We start from the raw sequence: 17,216 nt of genomic DNA, 5'->3' as shown, positions 1-17,216 counted from the left end.
ATAATTCTGATGCGGAAAGTGTATCACTATCAGGGGAGAGTCGTAGAGATTTAGTAGTTAAAGACAGTGATTCTGTACGGCTTTCCTAGATAGCTGGACTTTGGTGTTGACTTAGCGTTTCTAATGAGAAAGGGTATATTTTTCACAGCTCTGATTTGGACACTGACACCTTATGACTATCAATATCGAGACAAAGCGCTTAACAATGAGACAGCTATCTAACGAGGATTGGTCTTTATACTATGAGCTTCAGACTGATCCAGAGATAATCGCTTTGTGTTTTGATGAGCCGAGCGAGGCTGATGTTAAGGCTGGTTTTGATTCTAGATTACCAAACTGGACAGTAGATTCAGAGCACTGGTTATGCTTGGTCATTACAGAAAAAGAATCTGGAAACAAGGTTGGTGTAACGGGTTTCAATTTGGTTGGCGGTGTGGCTGAAATGGGTTATCTACTATTACCGAGTTTCCATGGTAAAGGCTATGCGACTGAATCACTTGCCGCGTTAGTCGCTTGGTCTCAGGATATTGGCGAGATAAATCGTTATAACGCCGTCGTTACCAAAGGCAATATTGCATCAGAAAGAGTCTTAGAAAAGTGTGGCTTCAAATTATCAACAATCGAACCCAATGCTTATGAAATTCGAGGGCAGTTATACGATGACCATTTCTACACGTTATAGCGATTGAGCCACAGGGCATTGACGGCAAATAACCAAAACTAATGCGTTGTTCTTTCATTTATCAAAGCGCATAACTTATTCACGTCCAATCACGAGTTACGATATCACCGTCAACTAACGATGAGATTGCATCACTAAATCAGTACGCTTTGAATGCTATGTGATTTGCAGTGTGTGAACGAATAAAAATCGACCGTGTTCCAAAACGAGTGATTGAAATTCGCGTTGAACGCAGCGCATTGCGATGATGCTGTTTTCTACAGTGAGCGATATCATGCGAATTATCATTATCTTATTATGCTTATCCTTGTCGGGGTGCATGATGTTTAGCGGATGTCTTCCGTGGTATTCAATGGATGAAAGGTACTTGCTTGTTGATGAGATTCTTGACCTGAATACCTATTCTCCAGACGTTGAAAAAACATTGCAGGTTGAGCTATTCAGTGTGCAGACTGAAAACATCAATTGTACCCAAGGGAAGGGTAGCCTCTGCCAATACGAGTATTTCATAACGGTCAGCACATTGGATGCAGAGCCTGTAACGAATAGCTTTGATTTGGAGGTAGGAGGTGAAGTGGTCGATATTGAATGGATACCGACAGAACGTCATCACACGGCAATGATTCAATTACACGTTTTACCTTACACTTCGCAGGCATTGAATCCTGAAGCCACTTTGTCTGCGTTACCCCAAACGGTACTTATCACCGTTACTCCAGATCAAATTCAAGAAAACACCATAAACTGACGCTTTTTATTGAGCAGATCCTGTTTGTGTTGGCATTGGAGGCGCGTGATTAGATTGAAGGGACATAAAGATGCCCCCTTTATTGGTCTGTTGTTATAACGGGGCTTATCGATATAACTGCGATGATTTTCCATGGTGCTAAAACGCAGTGTCCATAACACATTAACGTTGAAACATTTGTGATTTAACCGAAGAAGCACCTAATGCGGTAATTCGGTACGGCGCACTGTTTTTCGAACGGATCAGCTTTTTGTTTTTCAACCGCTGGAATATCTCGATGGTGCAATCTGCCAAGATATGGCCTTCGCGGGAAAAACAAGCTATCTCGTTTATTTTACTACTGCCGTTTCTTGAGTATTGAATTTCTCCGCCTAATGCGAGTACGTGCAACACTCTTTGTTCGTGTTTTGAAAGGTTCATTGTGGCTATTCTCAATGTCAGATTGAAAGGGCAAAACATTGCCCTTTCAATGATTAATTACACTTGTTCACTCGGGTGGCCCCACATCAACGGCGAGGCATACGGGCCTTTCACTGTTGAGGTCGATTCACCGACGTTATCGAGCGCACCAGGGGTTAATTCTCTGGCGAACCAGCACTCTAAAGGCGCGAGCGTTTTCACCGGTGGCAGCACGTTGTGCGGTGTGTTGTAGCGGTTCCCGTAATGAAAGGGTTCGCCCATCACAAAGATCACATCGGCATCTAACTCACGTTCTGCTTGCTCCATTAAGCGTGTTGCATAACCCTTCCCTTGGTACTCAGGAAGGACCGCCAGCGGAGCCAATACGTAACACTTTAAATGTGGCGCGGCATCAATGGTGATGGGCGTATAGCAAGCGTGTGCCACACCTTCATACACAATGGAATAGCTGCCGTCTGCAATCAGATCATCGGCAAACTCGGCATACAATTTGGCATGTCGTTCATCGTAAAGACCGCCTGCGTTTGCGAATGCTTCATATTGAATGTGGTAAGGCGTATTCATTTTTTCTCTCTTTTAAGATAAATACCGACTGGTCGGTCAGTGTTTTGGGTTTAAAAAAATCACGCATTGGTGATGCGTGATTTTTACGAAATTAGCAGTATTTCTTAATGAATTCTTGCTGGATTTCGTTGATTGGAAAATCGTCATTAAGCAGATAATTCATGGCGATACCATCAATCTCTGCAATAAACATTTTCGTGATGACCGAAGGGTTGTCATGCCCAAGCGCGCGAAATACCTCTTCTGTTGAGGTTTGCAAGCCTTGGTATCTTTCATCAATCAAGTCAACAACGATAGAGCGTGTGGTTGGATGGACCATGACACTGAAGTTAAATTGATACATCTTTCGGTGTTCAGGTTTGGTCATTCCATCAAAGATCGAGTTGATCAATGATTCCATGCGAATGTCATTCACATCGATATGGGCATCTTGTTGATCCACTTCTTCAATGACAGAAGTGATATGAACGAACACTTCCCTGAGCAGGTCATTTTTATTCTTGAAGTGATGAAACACCAATCCCTTAGAAACCTCAGCTTCTTCACAGATCAATGAAATAGGCGTTTTCTCGAATCCTTTCTCAGAAAATAATCGAGTCGCGACTTCAATAATATGGTGTCTTTTGTCCATCGTCATCACATGTCTCACATCGGCTGACCGTTCGGTCGGTTTGTAATTTAGGGATCCGCCCCTATGTTGTCAAGCAGTTTAATCGCCTTTTCTTGGGTTGCAATGCTGGATACCCATTTTCAGACAACGTAGCGTTCCACAGCACCACAGCACCACAGCACCACAGCACCACAGCACCATTGCTCTTCCGCTCATCCTCGTTCCTAAAAACTCGCCCCTGCTTTTCCCTGCTCTCAAACTTTTTCACCTTTTCTGTCGTCTTTTCCCGTCCCCACACGTCTTACAGATATTGAACACCACCACAAACAGCGATGGGGCCAGCAATCGGGCTTGGTTCTCATCGCTGTTTGCGTGAAGAGCGAAGAAAAAGAACATGCAACAAGCAATCACTTCTGATGCGCCGGTCGCGGCGACTGTGTCTCCAACAGCGTCAGCACCCGTTACACTTACAGCGGATTTGGCCGCCACCCTGACAGGTATTCGTCGTGGGATTGAAAAAGAAGGGATCCGCGCGACAGCTGCGGCAACATTGTCTGATCAGCCACACCCGCAGGCATTAGGGGCGGCGTTAACGCACCCGTATATCACCACCGATTTTGCCGAAGCGCAGTTAGAGCTGATCACCCCGGCAGAAACCGATAAGCAAAAGACGTTCGCGTTTTTGACCACCTTGCACCACACCGTGGCGAAACAACTGCCAGCAGGGGAGGTGCTGTGGGGCGCAAGTTTCCCGCCGCGTCTGCCGGACGAGTCGGCGATCACCATTGCCGATTATGGCCAGTCCAACGCAGGGCGGCTGAAAAAGCTGTACCGTCAGGGTCTGGCGAACCGTTATGGCCGCCGCATGCAAACCGTGTCGGGCATTCACTATAACTTCTCGTTGCCGGAGGCGTTCTGGCAGCAGTTGCATCAGCAAACAGGCAGTGAACTGCCGTTATCGGCGTTTATTTCCAGCCGTTATTTCCACCTTATCCGTAACGCACTACGTCATGGCTGGGTGGTACCGTATTTGTTTGGTGCCTCTCCAGCACTAGATAGCAGTTATCTTGAAGGGCGTGAGCACCCGTTGCAGGCGTTGGATAACGAGACGTTTTATCTGCCGTGGGCAACCTCACTGCGTCTGAGTAATTTGGGTTATGGCAGTAGTGAACAATCGCAGCATGCGATCAGCTATAACAACAAAGCCGCTTACCTGAACGATTTGTATCGTCTGCTGACCCTGCAAAGTGACGGCTATGCCGGTATCGATGCGGGTGAGCAGGTGAATACGTCCGTCCTGCAAATGGAAAATGAGCTGTACGGTGCGATTCGTCCGAAAATCGTGAGTGAAGACTTACGTCCGCTTTATGCCATGTGCCGCAAAGGGGTGGAATACGTTGAGCTGCGCAGTGTGGACAACAATCCGTACCTGCCGGTGGGGATAGATGAAAGCCAGAGCCATTTTCTGGATGCCTTCCTGACCTATTGTGCGCTGGCACCGAGTCCGGAATTGGAGCCGGAAGAAATGGCGATCATCCAGTTACGTCAGGAGTTAGTGGCGACGGAAGGCCGCAAGCCGGGGCTGATGTTGCCAACGGTAGACGGCGCACAGCCATTGGTGGCAATGGGCGAGTCACTGCTTGCGGCGATGCAACCTCTCGCTGCGGCATTAGACAGCGCTTACGGCATGGCGGAAGCCGGTTATCAAAGCAGCCTGCAACGTCAGCAAGATAAGTTTGCAGACAGTACGCTGACCCCGTCGGCACAACTGTTGGCGGATCTTCAGCGTCATGGTGTAAGCTATCGCACTTTTGTGTTGCAACTGGCTCAGCAGCATCATGCCGTGTTACAGCAGGCTGCTGTGAATGCGGACGATGTGGCTCAGCTTCAGGCCTTGGCCGTCTCATCCATTGCGGCGCAGCAACAAAAAGAAGCGCAAGACACCTTGAGCTTTGATGATTTCTTGCGAGAGAAAAACACCCTATCCAGCACCTGTGAGTAACCTCCGTTATGGAATTTCTGTGGAAATTACGCGGCTACATGAAAATGTTTGCCCGACGTTATTTTATTGCCTTTGTCGGGCTGCAGGCAGTCGCCCTGCTGAACCTGATGCCACCGTGGTTGATTGGCCGCATTGTTGATGCCATCAGTCACGATACGTTAACCCGCTCTTTCTTACTGACCCACCTGCTGGGCATTTTTGTGGCGGTGCTGGCGATGTATGGTCTGCGCTATGTGTGGCAGAACCAGTTATATGGTGCATCGGTGGGATTAACGCGGGTGATCCGCAGCCAGTTGTTTGCCCATTTAAGTCTGTTGTCGCCGGCGTTTTACGGCAAGCATAGCCCAGGTGATGTGATGGCTCATGCCACTAACGATCTGAATGCGGTCGAGCAGGCAGCAGGCGGCGGTGTGATGACCATGGTCGATTCGCTGATCGCCGGTCTGACGGTGATTTTCGGCATGATCTTTGTGGTCAGCGGTCAGTTAACGGCGGTGGCCTTGTTGCCGTTCCCGCTGTTGGTGTGGGTGACCCGTAAATACGGCGTGCGTGTGCAGCAGTCGTTTGGTCGTGCGCAGGCCGCGTTTTCCCATCTGAACGAAGAAGCGCGTGACACGGTGTCGGGTATTGTGACGGTGCGCTCGCACGCGTTGGAAGCCCGTCAGCAGCAGCGTTTTGAAAAAGCGTTGGATGACACGCTAGAAGCGAACGTGGCGGTGTCGAAAGTGGATTCCCTGTTTGGCCCGACCATTCAGATGATTTACGGCACCTCGTTTGTGATCACCTTAGGTTACGGCGCATGGTTGATCAGCCAAGGGCAGATCACTGTGGGCTTGTTCACCAGCTTTACCCTGTATCTGGCGCAATTGTTGGGGCCATTCATGCAGTTTGGCTGGCAGTTCAGCATTTTCCAGCGTGGTAATACGTCGTGGGATCGTCTGGAAAAACTGTTTGCGGAACAGCCGGCAGTAACGGAAGGCGAGCAAACCTTGCCAGCCCATACGCCGATGGCCATCGAGATGCAGATCAACCGTTTTGCTTATCCTGAGAATGAACACGCAGCATTGGAAAACGTGGCGTTTTCAGTGCCAGCGGGTGGCTTGGTGGGCATTACCGGCCCGACCGGTGGCGGCAAGAGTACGCTATTTAGCTTGCTGTTGCGCCAATATGGCCTGACGGATGACGCCTCACACATTACGCTCGGCGGGATCTCGACCGACAGCCTGACGTTCTCGTCATTGCGCGGCACCATGGCGTGGGTACCGCAAAAACCGTTGTTGTTCACCGGCACCATTGCGGAAAATATCGCGATGGGCAAACCGGATGCATCGATGGAGGCCATCATGCATGCCGCTGACATGGCCGGTATCAAAGAAGAAATCGAGGCGATGAAAGACGGCTTCCAGACCGCGCTGAGTGAAAACGGCGGCAACCTGTCGGGCGGTCAGAAGCAGCGCATCACCTTGGCCCGTGCCTTGTTAGTAGACGCTGACATTTTGTTGCTGGACGATCCGTTCAGTGCGTTAGACATGAAAACCGAAGCCCGTGTGCGTCATAACCTGAGCACCCATTATGGCGATAAAACCGTCCTGCTGATCACCCAGCGTCTGCCAAACCTGTATGGCGCGGATCATATTCTGGTACTGGAAGAAGGCCGTATTGCGGAGCAGGGCAGCCACAAAGCCTTAATGGAAAATCAAGGCTGGTATGCCACGGTGTATCAGCGTCAGAACCAATTGAGTCATCCGTCATCAGCCGCTGTATCAACGGCATCTGACACGGATTTGGCGGAAGCAGGAGAATGTCATGCCTAATGCCAAACAAAACACTGCACAGGCAGCGGCAGCATCTATAAACAAATCGACAAATACATCGAGAAACACATCGAAAAACAAGGGAATGTTTGCCCGCCTGTTCGCCTACTCTTTGCCGCACAAAATGCGCTTTATTGCCGCGTTTGCCATGTTGGCGGTGGCCGTGACAGCGGAGATGACCATTCCGTGGTTGGCGAAAGTGATCATCGATGACGTGATCGTGCCGCAACAGTTTGAATGGCCACAGTTGCTGATGCTGACCGGCGCGGTGCTGGGGCTGTATTTGTTCTCAGCCACGTTCCAGTTTTTGCAGGCGTTTTCGTTCCGTCATGGTGCCTTGCTGGTGGTGAATGATATTCGTCGTGCGCTGTTTAACCATGTGCTGCGTTTTCCGATCCGCACCTTTGACAATTTGCCGTCAGGCAAGCTGGTGTCGTACCTGACTAACGATACCGAATCACTGCGCGATATGTATGTCTCGACGGTGCCGACGATTTTGCAGGGCACATTGCGTTTGATCGGTATCTTCATCGCGATTGCGCTGCTGGACTGGCGTTTGATGATGCTGAGCCTGGTGCTGATCCCGGTGTTGCTGCTGACCATGCACGGCTATCGCACCATTTCGATGCCGATTTTCGACGGTATTCGTCAGCAGGTGAGTAACATCAACAACCAGATCAACGAGTCGCTGCAAGGCATGGCGTTGATTCAGGCGTTCCGTCAGGAAGCAACGTTTAAAGACAAGTTTGAAGACAGTAACCAGCGTTGGTTTACTTTCCGTACCCGCTCGATTGGCATTGATTGCTTGATGTTGGCGCCGTTCACCCGCTTAGTCGGCGGCTTGGCGACCATCGTGATTGTCGGCTGGTTTGGTCAGGCGTCGATCACCAGTGTGCTGGAGATCGGTACCCTGTATGCCTTCCTGAACTACATTGAGCGTTTCTTTGAACCGTTCCGCATGTTGTCGATGGAGCTGCGTAAGCTGCAAGTGGCGACCGTGTCGGCCAAACGCATTTTTGAGTTGTTGGATGATGAAACCGATGCGCTGCACCGCGATGAGCCTGTAACGGCCAATGTGCCAGCCAATGTATCATTGACTGCGAAGCCATCGACAGCTGCTGACACGATGTTAAGTGCCGCGAGTCATCACAATGACATTGAATTCCGTGATGTCAGCTTTGGGTATGAGCCGGGGCGAAATGCGCTCAATAACATCAGTTTCACTGCACAAGGCGGCAAGTTCACTGCCATTGTCGGCCACAGCGGCAGCGGCAAGAGTTCGTTGATCAATATTTTGATGCGTTTTTACCAGCACCAGAGCGGCGACATTTTGATTGGCGGCCAGCCGATTGAATCCCTGCCGAATGCGCAGTTGCGTCAGCGTATCGGTTTGGTGTCGCAGGATCCGTACTTGTTTAACGGCACCTTGCTCGACAACATTGATTTGTCCCACGGTGAGCCGAATGCAGCGGCGGCAATGGAAGCGGCGCGTCAGGTGAAAGCGTCGACCTTCATTGAACGTTTGCCAAAAGGCTATCACCATCAGCCGGGCTTTGGCGGGGCGCAACTGTCGGTGGGTGAGCGTCAATTACTGGCGTTGGCCCGTGCGCTGACGTACGATCCACCGGTTCTGCTGTTGGATGAAGCGACCGCGAATATCGACAGTGAGTCGGAAGAAGCGGTGAAAGCGGCGATGTCGAACATGCAGCAGGGCCGTACCGTGATTGCGGTGGCGCACCGTTTGTCGACCATCAAACATGCGGATCACATCGTGGTGATGGATAAGGGACACATTATCCAGCAAGGCACACATGATGAATTGGTAAGGCAAGACGGCGAATACCGCGCGCTTTACTTAGCACAAAAAGCAAAAGAAGAAATTGAACATGAAAACAGCCACCTTGGCTTGGCCGTCGCCTGAGTTGCCTTTATCTGCCTCGGCATTGTCTGCACCAGTATTGTCTGCGCCGATCCCGCCATCGGCAAGTGTGATTGCTGAAGCCAGTGAATGGGCCATGATGCACGGTGTGGCGATCAAAAATCCCGATGGTACGGCGCGCCATTGCCCGTTTAGCTTGGCGCCAATCACCTTGCAGCGTGCGGCGTTTGACCATTTGTTGGCGGTAACGCCGTTGATCAGCCAGTTGATCAGTGCCGTGTCGGAAGACGCGGCGTTTGTGCAATCGGCACTGCATGATATGGCACAGGCGGATCCGTTTTTTGGCCGTTTGATGACGTTGCACAAGCAGTTACACGGTACCGCTGATGCCCCGTTGTCGCCACCGCGTCAGCCTTTGTTATTGATGCGTACCGATTATATGGACGATCGCCAGCAAGGGGCGAAAGTGATTGAGTTCAACGGTATTGCTGCCGGCATGGGCCCGTTTGGTCAGCGTGCGACTCAGTTGCATGCGTATGTGCAGCAACAGTGGCCGTCGCTCTATCAAGAATGGGTAGAAAACCCTGCTGCGGTGCCTGCGCCCAATGCCTGTTTGTTTCACTTGGCGGGGGCGATTGCCCAAGCGGCTGAGCAGATCAAAGCCTCGTTTGATGAAAGCGGTGCGCCGTTGTTTGTGATGGTGGTGCAGCCGGATGAGGACAATGTTTACGATCAGCATTTGCTGGAGGTGGCCTTGCAGGATTTGGGTGTGCGTACCGTGCGCCGCACCTTTGCTCAGTTAGCAACAGATTTATCGACCGGAGACGGCCAGCGTCTGCTTTTGGCGGGATTGGGGCCTGTGGATGTGGTGTACCTGCGTGCAGGGTATCAGCCGGAAGATTATTTGGTGCCAGAGACTTCCGTTTGCCAAGATAAAGTTGACCGAGATAGGGTTGACGAAGATAGCGTTGACCGAGATAGCTCCCTTGATAGAGATAGTGAATCGGCTATGTCGATGAACGCGCTCAGCCAGACCCGCGTGTTTATCGAACAGCACCGTGTGGCGGTGAATGCGACGGTGAGTCAGCAACTGGCGACCAGCAAAGCGATGCAGATGTTGTTAACGCGCATGCCAGCCAGCGACTTGACCCATTGGGGCTTGGATTTATTCCAAGCCGAGCAGGTGAAAAGCGTTTTAGCCGCGATGCATCCGATCTCTACTGACACCGTGGAATGGTTCATGACCCAAGCTGATCCGGCGGCGTGGGTGCTGAAAAACCAAGGGGAAGGTGGCGGTCACTGTGTGTTCGGTGACGATATTGCCAAGACCCTGGCGGCCTTACAGCCTGACGAATATGCCGCCTGGGCGCTGATGCAACGTTTGTATCCGCACGAGCGTGATCGTCCGGCATTGGGGGTACGCAATGGTCAAATGACGGTGGTGGCGGATTTAGTCAGTGAGATTGGCTTGTTCACGGCTCATTTTAACGGCCAGCCTATGACCGCCCAGTCCATGACAGGACAGCAAGGTTATGTGGGGTATTTGGTGCGCAGCAAACCTGCCAAAGAACACGAAGGCGGCATTCACAGCGGCAAAGGGATCTTGGATTCAATTACGCTGGTGGACTAATACTGTTCATTGTGTTCGTTAAAAATAACAAAACCACCGTCATGGTGGTTTTGTTGTTTTTGGGGCCGGAAAATAGTTTCGAGTTTCGAGTTTCGAGTTTCGAGTTTCGAGTTCTGAGGATCTAGGATCTAGGATCTAGGATCTCGTTTCTCGGCTCTTACTCGTAATTCCCCTGCACTAACACTTCGCCGTGCAGCATCATGGTGCGACCGTTCACAATCACGCTGTCGAGGGTGAAGTCATCATTGAAGATACACAGGTCGGCATCCGCGCCTTCATGCAGGCGGCCTTTCTTGATGCCTAGCGAATCGGCCACGTTGGCGCTCATCATTGCAATCGCGATTTCTGGTTGGATCCCCAAATCAATCATCTTCGGTAGCATCATCAGGTTGCTGTTTACATCAGCAGCGGCCATGCCCACCAGTTTGCCTGTGTCATTAAATTTAGGCAGGCTGCCGTTACCGTCAGAGCTGATGGTAATACGGGCTGGATTCACATCCGCTTCCAGTGCATAGCGTACTGCTTGCTCAGCCGTTTCAAAGCAGCTGCCGCCCGAGGTGATATCCATGTAACCGCCTTTGCGGGCGAATGCGAGGGTATCTTTAAACAGGTGCTCGTTACGCGCTACATGGGTTGGAGAGAAGTGGTGAATAGGCAAGCCCATGTTGAGCAGTTCGTTAATTTGTGCAAACGGATCCGCCAGGTCACCCATGTGGATATGCAGTACGCCACGTTTGCCAGACAGCATGCCCGCGATACGAATGTCAGACACAATGCGGGACAGCTCTTCAGTGGTTGGGAACGAACAACGGTGATCCGCCAGCGCAATTTTCACGCCCAATACACACGGTAAGAAGGTGATGTCGTCACGAATACATCCGGTCAGGGTTTTCGTTGGTACTTCGTACGAACCGGTGTGCATGAAGGTGTTGATGCCTTCAACACGCAATGCGGCGGCTTTGGCGTACAAATCACGCGGTGAGCGGGAGATCCCGTCTGTGCCCATCACGCCAATCGCGGTAGTAGTACCGGCTTCAATCAATTTACGCAGGGTCACTTGCGGTACGCGGCTGGCAAAACCGGCTTCACCGCCACCACCGATAAGGTGAACGTGCTGGTCAATCAGTCCTGGCGCGACAATCTTGCCGGTACAGTCGATAGTATTCACATCTTTCAGACCGCTCACTTGCAATGAAGGGGCGATTGCCAGAATATTATTCTGACAAAGAAGGATATCCGACTTGCCGAGTGGCTGTGGGGAATAAAGATCAGCATTTTTAAGTAGGGTAAACATAAGGGCGCTTCCGTTTTCTGTTGTGTAAGCCAAGCAGGGATGAACTGCTGTCCGTTGGCATCTTGTCTGTCTCTTTCTTGAGATTGAGCATACCCCGACAGAAGTGCTGAGTATTTTCCTTTCTGGTGCTGATTTGGAATGAAACTATGCATAAAGATCATGGCATAGAGATCATGGCATAGTGAATAGTGTGATTGGGCACCGCGTGTGCCGACAAATGGAAACAAGAGATGGACTTTAAGTGGCTAGAGGATTTCGTGTGTTTGATGGATTTAGGCAACTTTGGGGCGGCGGCGAAAGCGCGGCACGTGACCCAATCTGCGTTTAGTCGTCGCATTCAAGCCCTCGAACTGTGGGTGGGGGTGCCGCTGTTTGATCGCACGTCATATCCCATCACCCTGACCGAACCGGGCAAGAAGTTTGCCCCGTATGTGGAAACGTTATTGTCGCAAGTGTCGGTCACCAAAGCTGATTTTGCCGATGTGTCGCTGCAAAAAGACAACACCGTGCGCATTGTCAGTCTGCATTCCTTTGCGGTGAATTTAATGCCATCTTTCTTTCAGCAGGGGAAGGCGGATTTTGACGGCCTGAATATCGTCATGAACACCTCCATACAAGGGGTGGATAATCATTTTCAGGCGATTTTAGAAAACACCAGCGACATTCTGTTGGCTTATAACATGCAGGCCATGCGTCCTTCGCTGCTGATTGAAGATAAATTCGATAAGCTTTTGGTCCTCAAAGAAGACATTATTCCGGTGGCCTCGCCTGAGCTGTTGGCGTCTCACCCTCACAATCAGCCTTATCCTTATCTGGCCTATTCCGAACAGACGTTTTTGCATAACGTGGTCTTTCCGTTGGTGAAAGACCGTAAGCAAATGCTCAATCAGGTGTATGAAAGCACGTTAACGGAAGCGGTTATCCAGATGGCCGTGCAAGGGTTGGGTGTCGCCTGGGCGCCGCGTTATGCCATGCGCCGAGAATTAGATGAGGGACTCTTAGTGCCGGCGTTCCCGGAGCAAGCAGCGTTGACCGTGCCGTTAGAGATTGTGTGCTACCGCGCCAAGGCGACCAGCCGTGCCTCTGTGGATCAGTTCTGGCTGGCGTTGCAACGGGTAGTGGCGCAAGAGGAAGCAAAGCAAAAAGCGGCGGCATCCGCCTGTCTTATGTCGGACGCTGCACCCAACGTCGGTGTTTTGATATAATAGATGAATTCTCCTTCTGTACAGCCAGCATTGATAACGTTATGAGCGACACCCTGACCATTGAAGCGATTTGGCCGAAATACCGCGCCAGCCTGAAAGCCTTTTTGCATGCCAAAGTGGCGGATCCGGATGATGTGGACGATTTGCTGCAAGACATTCTGATCAAAACCTATCAGCGATTGGAGGAGATCCGTGACAGCCGTAAAGTGAAGGCGTGGATGTTTCAGGTCGCGAACAATGCGATCATTGATTTCTACCGTACCAAAGGCCGCGCGAAAACCTTATCTGCGGAAGAGTTATGGTTCGAGCAAGATGATCCGGGTGTCCATGAAGAGCTCGCGACATGTTTAATGCCGTTTATGCAGGCATTGCCAGAAGACGAAGCGGAAATGCTGACGGCGATTGATTTGCACGGCCAATCACAAAAAGACTACGCACAAGAGAAAGGGATCAGCTATTCCACCCTGAAGTCCCGCGTACAAAAGAGCCGAGAAAAAATGAGCGGCTTATTTCAGGAATGCTGTGAATTGTCGCTGGATACCCGTGGCAACATCATCGATTTTGATAAGCGCGACAAAAGCTGCAAGATGTGTTGATTGTCCTGAGCTGCTGCTCGGTGAGGATTGGAACAGTATTAAAAAAGGCATCGTCTAAACGATGCCTTTTTTACGTGTCGGTTTTATGCGGTAGCGCTGAGAGGCATTAAACATCAGCGGTATCAGCACCGGCTTTGTGGAGTCGTAAATCTTTACGGTTACGGTGGCAGAAAATCTCGGCGGAACATTCGGCACAGCGAAATTTCAAAAAGTCTTTCCTCAGTACCTTATCTAAAAAACTGCGGTGGATCTGGATGAGTACCGCTTGTCGCTGACAGGATGGGCACTGCTCATAAAATTGCATGTTTATACCTCCATGTATGAATAAATGCGCTAAAGGTATTGTTTCATATTGGTGGGTTGATTATGAGTGATTTGTGTCCCAAGTTGTTATGAAATGATCATGAAATGGTGATGTGCAATGAGGTTTTGGTCTCGCATTGAGGCGTGACAGCGCAGAAAGATTGGTTTTACCATGGGAGGTGGTCTAGGGGACGGTTGTTCACCCGCAAGGGCGGGGCACATCCAGCCACTCTCTCGGGGAGCAGCCGGATGATGCGGTAGGGACGAAGGGCTTATTTGTTCAGAATGAACTGCTCAATCACTTTTGCCACGCCGTCGTTGTCATTGGTATCGGTGATGTGGTTGGCAATCGCTTTGATATCATCAGTCGCATTGCCCATTGCCACACCCAAACCGGCGTAGGCAATCATGTGGTGATCGTTGCCGGCATCACCCATACAAATCACATTCTCAGCGCTGAGGCCAAGGTGCTCGGCCAGCATAGCGACACCGGTGCCCTTGTTGCTGTTCGGGTTCATCAGCTCCAGGAAGAATGGTGCGCTTTGTACTACGGTGTACTGCTCATACAGTGACGCTGGCAGTTGTGCAATGGCAGCACTCAATACTTCTGGATCGGCGATCATCATCACTTTAATGATCTCTTCATCATCGCTTAGCGTGCTGAAATCCACTTCCGTTACCGCCACATCATTGATTTCTGATTCGTGCTGGGTATACGGGTTATTTTGTGGGGTGATCAAGCCGCGCTCTGGGCTGAAGGCATGCACAAAGGTGCCAAAGTCGTTCGCCAGGCTGGCAATGTTTTTAGCATCAAGGCCTGTCATGATTTGCTTGCGGATCACCGTTTTGCTGGCAATGCGCTGTACCAGTGATGCGTTGTAGCTCAGCACGTAGTCGTTTTCGCCGCGCATTTCTAATTCATCAAGGTACTTTGTCATCCCTTCCAGTGGTCGGCCAGAGGCCAGCACGACGTGGACACCTTGTTCGCGTGCAGCGTGAATCGCTTGTTTGGTGCGTGGGGAAATAGCTTTCTGCGAGTTAAGCAGGGTGCCGTCCATATCAAGGGCAACCAATTTATACATGTGAAAATCCATGGTGATACTGTGTGGAGGAGGCATCTTATACCTAAGCCGCTACAAGATGCTAGTTTCCAGACTGAACGCTTGCTGAATCTGACATTGTCAGGCGATGGGGAGGAAGGAATAGCCCTCCCCATCGAGGTAGTGATAAGGCACTTATGCGCCTTCCCCTGGGTTACAGTGCAAACGGGGTCTGTTTTAACGCGGTAAGGTGACAGGTTTTTTGTTGGTCATACAGTGACTGACAGGCATCAATCCACTGCTGCAGGGCAACCAGCAGAAGGTAATCCGCTTCGGCCTGTACCGGAGTCAGTGACAGTAACAACATATCGTCAGGCGTGCAGCGACTTAAACGGAGCGTCAGTGCCTTCAGACGTTGCTGCGCGTGATCAGGCAGTAAGTGAGGCGTTGTCGTTGCCGGTGATGACAAGCCGGCTGCCAGTGCCTGCAAGGCATCTTGAGTGATGCGCTTGATCGCCTGAGGAGCCGCTTTATGCGGTGCCGGTTGTGCCAGCCAGGCCTGATAGCTGTCTTCAAATGCACGGTAATGCAGACAAACCCGGTAGGCTTGCGCCAGCATGGTATGTATTTGTGCGGCCTCAACATCGGGATAGATCGCCAGATTGACGCGTGAAAAGGCCATTTCCGCCTGAGCCACACTGCGCAACGGTACCGGTGTCATGAAACACAGCGGCTGTGCTTTCCCTTTTGCTAAACGCTGCAGCCTAGCATTGAGGCCGGTACGGAAGTAGCGCAATTGACGGATAAACACATGCTCTGCCTGACCGGAAAACAGCCCGTGGTTGACCAGAAAAATGACAAACATCGACACCCCAATTAGCAGTAATTGCAGCAGCGCTTGCTGAATGTCAAAACGCGGGGTGAGTTGCATCGCGCCATTGGTCATCAGGACTAAATGTTGTGCGCCGAGTAAACGCATTAACAGTTGCTGTGGTTGCGCAAAGATATACCAGATGGCAAAGGTATTTACGAAGTAAAAGGCCGCAAGCTGCCAGACTTCGGTAAACAGCGGCATGATGAAGACATATTGTGCCAGCATGATGACGGACCAGCCCACCATGGTGATTAGCAGGGAACGTGCATTGGCAAAAGGCAGCGATAAAATAACGCTGCCCAAAATGGCACCGAGCAGCAGTACCATGGGGCCACCCGGCATGGGTACCGCGATCCACAGTGCGGTACAAATACCGATGATCACACTAATCTTCAGCGCGTGAATGGCATTTTCCGGGTTCAGGTTCCAGCGTGCTTTTTTCTGTGCGGAGGAAGACACACGGCGCTGGCGCGGCGTTGATGCCGTATCATCCAACGCTTGCTGCAAGGTCGCGACAATCTTGCCATGCAACACATCCATTTTTGCCAGCAGGCGCGCTAACTGCATCAAGGCCGCATGATGCTGGAGTGAGTGTGTGTTTGAATCGGCCGACTTATTGGCTGTTGATTCCAGTACCGCTGCATCCAGCGCTGCCAGAGTGTTAAGTGGCGAATCACCAACGTAGGTATGCGTTGGATCGGATGCGTGTGCCAGCAGGTCTTGAGCCCAGGCGGCGCGTTGCTCGCTGCGCATCAGAAACTGCGTGGATAGTTGATACGTGTCTGTGTCTGGCTCGAGTACCGGCAGCAGAGGCAAGGTATCGGCCAGATGTCCGCATAACATGGCCCACTCATTGAGGTGTGTCAGTAAGGCCTGCCAGTCAGCGCGTTTGGCATGGATAAGGTAGCTGTCGGCATCGGCCGCTTGCAGCAAATCATCCAGACGGGTCAGGCGTTTCATGCTCTCACTCAGTGCTGAGGGTGACAGCAGTGTCCCTTGTTCGGCCAGTGTGGTAATGGCACGGCCTAACAATTGGTGCTGATCGGTAAAATACTGAGTCAATGTCGGATACAGCACACGGCGGCTGGAGGCTGGCCACAAGACACTGAAGACCAATGTAAAACTCAATACACCCAGTATGGTTTCCTGCATGCGTAGCACCGCCACCGAAAAGGTCAGATCCGGTTGCAATTTCCCCATCACCAAAATCAATGAACACACCATCAGGCTGATGCTCCAGACATAACCATGGTGCGGATGGGTTTGGTGATACACACAAAATGCCGCAAACGCGGTGTAACTGAGCAGCAGTAAGACGGGCTGTTGCGGAAACAGCCCGGCTAACACGATGGCCATGACCACACCAAACAGCGTACCGAGCAAGCGGTGACGACCTTTACGCAGCGAATGACCAGCCGTTTCGGTGGCAGCCATCACAATCACGGCGAAGGCGGCCCAGTACGGGCGTTCCCAACCGAGCCACAGGGCGGTCACAATGGCGAGACACAAGGCCGTCGCCACCTTTAGCGGTAAGCGAGCACGTTGGCTGATCATA

Annotated in this window: 15 protein-coding genes; 8 read left to right on the top strand and 7 right to left on the bottom strand. The window is 51.2% G+C overall.

All coding sequences use genetic code 11. From position 1 onward, the window contains the following. Positions 1 to 172: 172 nt before the first annotated feature. The gene (locus ABT58_RS08680; RefSeq protein WP_047873989.1) at positions 173 to 682 is read left to right on the top strand and encodes a GNAT family N-acetyltransferase; all 510 of its coding nucleotides are present in this window, start codon (positions 173 to 175) and stop codon (positions 680 to 682) included. Between the two features lie 274 nt (positions 683 to 956). Continuing rightward, positions 957 to 1,430 carry a hypothetical protein gene (locus ABT58_RS08675; protein WP_047873988.1) on the top strand — a complete coding sequence of 158 codons (474 nt, stop codon included), beginning with the start codon at positions 957 to 959 and terminating at the stop codon, positions 1,428 to 1,430. Between the two features lie 162 nt (positions 1,431 to 1,592). On the opposite strand, the gene ABT58_RS08670 is transcribed toward ABT58_RS08675, so the two are convergent. The 3 genes from ABT58_RS08670 to ABT58_RS08660 form a co-directional block, all read right to left on the bottom strand. After that, a complete protein-coding gene (locus tag ABT58_RS08670) occupies positions 1,593 to 1,850 on the bottom strand; it encodes a YjhX family toxin (protein ID WP_047874081.1) in 258 nt (85 codons plus the stop codon). A gap of 57 nt (positions 1,851 to 1,907) precedes the next feature. Beyond that, complete coding sequence (locus ABT58_RS08665; RefSeq protein WP_047873987.1) at positions 1,908 to 2,414, bottom strand: GNAT family N-acetyltransferase; 507 nt, start codon at positions 2,412 to 2,414, stop codon at positions 1,908 to 1,910. A gap of 91 nt (positions 2,415 to 2,505) precedes the next feature. Then, a complete protein-coding gene (locus ABT58_RS08660; RefSeq protein WP_229821724.1) occupies positions 2,506 to 3,051 on the bottom strand; it encodes a TetR/AcrR family transcriptional regulator in 546 nt (181 codons plus the stop codon). A 367-nt stretch (positions 3,052 to 3,418) separates the two neighbouring features. On the opposite strand from ABT58_RS08660, the gene gshA reads away from it, so the two are divergent. The 4 genes from gshA (at position 3,419) to ABT58_RS08640 (ending at position 10,349) form a co-directional block, all read left to right on the top strand. Further along, a complete protein-coding gene (gene gshA / locus ABT58_RS08655; RefSeq protein ID WP_082211035.1) occupies positions 3,419 to 5,026 on the top strand; it encodes a glutamate--cysteine ligase in 1,608 nt (535 codons plus the stop codon). Positions 5,027 to 5,034: 8 nt separating this feature from the next. Beyond that, positions 5,035 to 6,840: an ABC transporter ATP-binding protein gene (locus ABT58_RS08650; RefSeq protein WP_047873986.1), complete on the top strand. Its 1,806-nt coding sequence runs from the start codon at positions 5,035 to 5,037 to the stop codon at positions 6,838 to 6,840. Positions 6,841 to 6,925: 85 nt separating this feature from the next. Then, the gene (locus ABT58_RS08645; RefSeq protein ID WP_047873985.1) at positions 6,926 to 8,761 is read left to right on the top strand and encodes an ABC transporter ATP-binding protein; all 1,836 of its coding nucleotides are present in this window, start codon (positions 6,926 to 6,928) and stop codon (positions 8,759 to 8,761) included. Positions 8,762 to 8,798: 37 nt separating this feature from the next. Then, positions 8,799 to 10,349, top strand: coding sequence for a glutathione synthase (locus tag ABT58_RS08640; RefSeq protein WP_373300209.1), 1,551 nt, complete (start codon positions 8,799 to 8,801; stop codon positions 10,347 to 10,349). A gap of 157 nt (positions 10,350 to 10,506) precedes the next feature. Here ABT58_RS08640 and iadA read toward each other — a convergent pair whose 3' ends face one another. Continuing rightward, positions 10,507 to 11,643, bottom strand: coding sequence for a beta-aspartyl-peptidase (gene iadA, locus ABT58_RS08635; RefSeq protein ID WP_047873984.1), 1,137 nt, complete (start codon positions 11,641 to 11,643; stop codon positions 10,507 to 10,509). 230 nt (positions 11,644 to 11,873) lie between these two features. Between iadA and ABT58_RS08630 the strand changes: the two genes are divergently transcribed. Beyond that, positions 11,874 to 12,848, top strand: coding sequence for a LysR family transcriptional regulator (locus ABT58_RS08630; RefSeq protein ID WP_082211032.1), 975 nt, complete (start codon positions 11,874 to 11,876; stop codon positions 12,846 to 12,848). A 53-nt stretch (positions 12,849 to 12,901) separates the two neighbouring features. Further along, positions 12,902 to 13,444: an RNA polymerase sigma factor SigZ gene (sigZ, locus tag ABT58_RS08625; RefSeq protein WP_047874076.1), complete on the top strand. Its 543-nt coding sequence runs from the start codon at positions 12,902 to 12,904 to the stop codon at positions 13,442 to 13,444. A gap of 106 nt (positions 13,445 to 13,550) precedes the next feature. Here sigZ and ABT58_RS08620 read toward each other — a convergent pair whose 3' ends face one another. The 3 genes from ABT58_RS08620 to ABT58_RS23455 form a co-directional block, all read right to left on the bottom strand. Further along, a complete protein-coding gene (locus tag ABT58_RS08620; protein WP_047873983.1) occupies positions 13,551 to 13,748 on the bottom strand; it encodes a hypothetical protein in 198 nt (65 codons plus the stop codon). A gap of 271 nt (positions 13,749 to 14,019) precedes the next feature. Then, positions 14,020 to 14,829 carry a sugar-phosphatase gene (gene yidA, locus ABT58_RS08615; RefSeq protein WP_047873982.1) on the bottom strand — a complete coding sequence of 270 codons (810 nt, stop codon included), beginning with the start codon at positions 14,827 to 14,829 and terminating at the stop codon, positions 14,020 to 14,022. Between the two features lie 172 nt (positions 14,830 to 15,001). Further along, entirely contained in the window at positions 15,002 to 17,215 is a 2,214-nt protein-coding gene (locus ABT58_RS23455; RefSeq protein ID WP_053063032.1) for an FUSC family protein, read from the bottom strand. Position 17,216 lies beyond the last annotated feature (1 nt).

Origin of the sequence: Photobacterium aphoticum (assembly GCF_001029435.1) — a bacterium.
In the GTDB taxonomy this organism is placed as follows: domain Bacteria; phylum Pseudomonadota; class Gammaproteobacteria; order Enterobacterales; family Vibrionaceae; genus Photobacterium; species Photobacterium aphoticum.
This window is presented reverse-complemented; position numbering and strand designations above follow the sequence as displayed.

Bases quoted from the DNA above. Each gene is read 5' to 3' on its own strand.
- ABT58_RS08680 (WP_047873989.1), top strand. From the start codon at position 173: ATGACTATCAATATCGAGACAAAGCGCTTAACAATGAGACAGCTATCT.
- ABT58_RS08675 (WP_047873988.1), top strand. From the start codon at position 957: ATGCGAATTATCATTATCTTATTATGCTTATCCTTGTCGGGGTGCATG.
- ABT58_RS08670 (WP_047874081.1), bottom strand. From the start codon at position 1,850: ATGAACCTTTCAAAACACGAACAAAGAGTGTTGCACGTACTCGCATTA.
- ABT58_RS08665 (WP_047873987.1), bottom strand. From the start codon at position 2,414: ATGAATACGCCTTACCACATTCAATATGAAGCATTCGCAAACGCAGGC.
- ABT58_RS08660 (WP_229821724.1), bottom strand. From the start codon at position 3,051: ATGACGATGGACAAAAGACACCATATTATTGAAGTCGCGACTCGATTA.
- gshA (WP_082211035.1), top strand. From the start codon at position 3,419: ATGCAACAAGCAATCACTTCTGATGCGCCGGTCGCGGCGACTGTGTCT.
- ABT58_RS08650 (WP_047873986.1), top strand. From the start codon at position 5,035: ATGGAATTTCTGTGGAAATTACGCGGCTACATGAAAATGTTTGCCCGA.
- ABT58_RS08645 (WP_047873985.1), top strand. From the start codon at position 6,926: ATGTTTGCCCGCCTGTTCGCCTACTCTTTGCCGCACAAAATGCGCTTT.
- iadA (WP_047873984.1), bottom strand. From the start codon at position 11,643: ATGTTTACCCTACTTAAAAATGCTGATCTTTATTCCCCACAGCCACTC.
- ABT58_RS08630 (WP_082211032.1), top strand. From the start codon at position 11,874: ATGGACTTTAAGTGGCTAGAGGATTTCGTGTGTTTGATGGATTTAGGC.
- ABT58_RS08620 (WP_047873983.1), bottom strand. From the start codon at position 13,748: ATGCAATTTTATGAGCAGTGCCCATCCTGTCAGCGACAAGCGGTACTC.
- yidA (WP_047873982.1), bottom strand. From the start codon at position 14,829: ATGTATAAATTGGTTGCCCTTGATATGGACGGCACCCTGCTTAACTCG.
- ABT58_RS23455 (WP_053063032.1), bottom strand. From the start codon at position 17,215: ATGATCAGCCAACGTGCTCGCTTACCGCTAAAGGTGGCGACGGCCTTG.